This is a genomic window from Streptomyces sp. NPDC054840 (assembly GCF_053611065.1).
On the sequence record NZ_JBSGZP010000870.1, the window covers coordinates 1 to 2,540 of the forward strand.

The 2,540-nt window shown below is 70.8% G+C and carries 2 protein-coding genes and 1 tRNA gene; 1 reads left to right on the forward strand and 2 read right to left on the reverse strand.

The features are described 5' to 3' along the window. Positions 1-65: 65 nt before the first annotated feature. Together ACWGIU_RS35245 and ACWGIU_RS35250 are read right to left on the reverse strand one after the other, a co-directional pair. Positions 66-140 (reverse strand) — tRNA-Gln (locus ACWGIU_RS35245). Between the two features lie 29 nt (positions 141-169). After that, positions 170-1,060 carry a hypothetical protein gene (locus ACWGIU_RS35250; protein ID WP_453712172.1) on the reverse strand — a complete coding sequence of 297 codons (891 nt, stop codon included), beginning with the start codon at positions 1,058-1,060 and terminating at the stop codon, positions 170-172. A 131-nt stretch (positions 1,061-1,191) separates the two neighbouring features. Between ACWGIU_RS35250 and ACWGIU_RS35255 the strand changes: the two genes are divergently transcribed. Then, positions 1,192-2,451 carry a sensor histidine kinase gene (locus ACWGIU_RS35255; protein ID WP_453712173.1) on the forward strand — a complete coding sequence of 420 codons (1,260 nt, stop codon included), beginning with the start codon at positions 1,192-1,194 and terminating at the stop codon, positions 2,449-2,451. Positions 2,452-2,540: the final 89 nt, after the last annotated feature.

Sequence of the window (2,540 nt, forward strand, 5' to 3'; positions counted from 1 at the left end):
CCGGTGGGACGGGGGGCTGAAACGAGGCCGGGTCCTGACCGTGACGGTCAGGACCCGAAGGTGCTTGGCTCCCCTGCCAGGACTCGAACCTGGAACAAATCATCCAAAGTGACCCGTGTTGCCGATTACACCACAGGGGATAGCAAGCCAGGGTGAACCGGACATTTCGTCACTTGGTCAAACCCGCGGATCCCACTATGCCGCACCAGGCGCCTTCAATGCGACGGTACAACTCGCCACTGGCGGAGACTCGGACGATCAGGCATCCCCGGTAATCCGCGCCGGTGTTCTTCCGGACGGTCTTCGGGTTGTGCTTCTTGAGGGTGGTCCGCTGCAGCTCTGCCCGCTCCACCCCGACCAAGTCGGCCCAGTACTGCTCGGCACCCTCCACGTCTGCGGATTCGTGGATCATCGCGCGGAACTTGAGTCGCTCGGGCGGGATGCCCATGAGTCTCAGCCAGGCCAGGTACACCTGGATTACACCTGGGTCGCTATTGATGAAGGTGACGGTCTCGCTGCGCCGGTACGGCTTGCTCTTGGAGCCTTCCGCCCAGTACAGGGCGACTCCTGTGAGGAATAGTTCCCGGTCGCTCAGTGAGCCGACGCCGTCCCTCGCGGCTGCGATGGTTGCGTCCCGCGCGGCCTCACGGATCGGGCCCTCATGCGCCCAGCGTTTGCGGGCGGCATCCCGGCCCTGCTCTGCCGACGACCGGCAATCGACTTTCGGGAGGTCGCGGACCCAGAGGGAGATCGAGCTCTTCGAGCAGCCCAGTTCGAGCTGGATCTGGTCGTAGGTCATGCCCTGGAGGCGGAGCTCGCGGGCGCGGGCGCGGAGGTCGTCCTTCGCGTTCGGGCGCTTCGTCCATTCGGGCGGCGGTTCGCCCTCCAGGAGACGGTTGAGGATGTCGTTGTTGTGGACGGCCAGGCGGTCGCGGATGTCGCGCCGGCTGAGGCCCTCGCGGCGCAGGGCCACCGCCTGCTCGCGGAGGGATTCGAAGGTCGTGGCCCCGCTGCGGAGGCCACCGGTGCCGTCGCCGGGGCGACGCCGGATTTCGGTCATGTCGCCAATGTCGTCCGGAATGTGGGATTCAGGTCTCGGCCGGTGGGCGTTTCCGTCGTACGTGCGATTACCTCCGGTTTGCAGGAATTCCGTTCGCCTTTGTGCTGGGGCCCCTGCGTACGCTGGGCGGCATGACCAGTACGGGGGAAGTGGAAGGCCGCGCTGGGCCGCCTTTGTGGTGGGCGCGGCGGCGGGATGCCGTGGGAGATGTGGTGCTCGGCGGGGTGTCCGCCGTCGAGTGTGCGTGGGAGGGCGTGCCCTTCGCCGCCGAGGCGGGGCTGCCGACGGCGGTCGGAGTGCTGTTCGGGTTCGTGGTGGGGGCCACGCTCGTGCTGCGGCGCCGGTGGCCGATCGCCGTGGTGCTCGTCGGGATCGCCGTGTCACCGGCGGCGATGGGGTTCCTGCTCGCCGTGGTCGGGATGTACACGCTGGCCTCCTCCGAGGTGCCCCGGCGGATCACGGCCACGCTGGCCTCGATGTCGCTGGCCGCGACCTTCGTCGTGATGTACCTGCGCACCCGCGGGGACGTGGAGGCCGATGCGACGCTGGTGGTCGTGCTGTCCGTGTTCGTCGCGGTGGCGCTGACCGTGCCCCCGGTGCTGTTCGGGCTCTACATCGGGGCCCGGCGGCGGCTGATGGAGAGCCTGCAGGAACGGGCGGACTCGCTGGAGCGGGAGTTGTCGCTGCTGGCGGACCGGGCGGAGGAGCGGGCCGAGTGGGCCCGTACGGAGGAGCGCACCCGGATCGCGCGGGAGATGCACGACGTGGTCGCCCACCGGGTGTCGCTGATGGTGGTGCACGCGGCCGCGCTGGAGGCGGTGGCCGTCAAGGACCCGGCGCGGGCGGCGAAGAACGCGGCCCTGGTGGGCGACATGGGGCGGCAGGCGTTGACGGAGCTGCGCGAGATGCTCGGCGTGCTCCGGGCGCCGCCCAAGCCGGCGCCGGCTCCCGTGCCCGCCCTGGCCGTCGCGGCGGTGGCGTTCGCGGGGGGCGGGGAGGACGGGCCCTCGCTCGGTGAGCTGGAGGTGCTGGTCGGGCAGTCGCGGGCGGCGGGGATGGCCGTCGAGATGCTGGTGCACGGTGAGGGGGCGGCGTACCCGGCGGAGGTCGAGCAGGCGGCGTTCCGCGTGGTGCAGGAGGCGCTCACCAACTGCCACAAGCACGCGCCGGGCGCGCGGGTCGTGGTGCGGCTGGCGCACCGGGCGGGGGAGGTGGCCATGCAGGTGGAGAACGGACCGTGTGACGGGAAGGCGGCCGAGCCGGGGCTTCCCAGCGGGGGGAACGGGCTGGTCGGGATGCGGGAGCGGGTGCTGGGGCTGGGCGGGGTGTTCGTGTCGGGCCCGACGGAAGCGGGCGGCTTCCGCGTCTCGGCGGTCCTCCCCGTCCGCTAGGCCGTCTCTTTCGGATCTTGTCGGCCGAGCCCGCGGCGTCCGGTGCCGTGCCCGGCAAGGCGGAGGGGCGCCCGTGTGCTGGACGTACT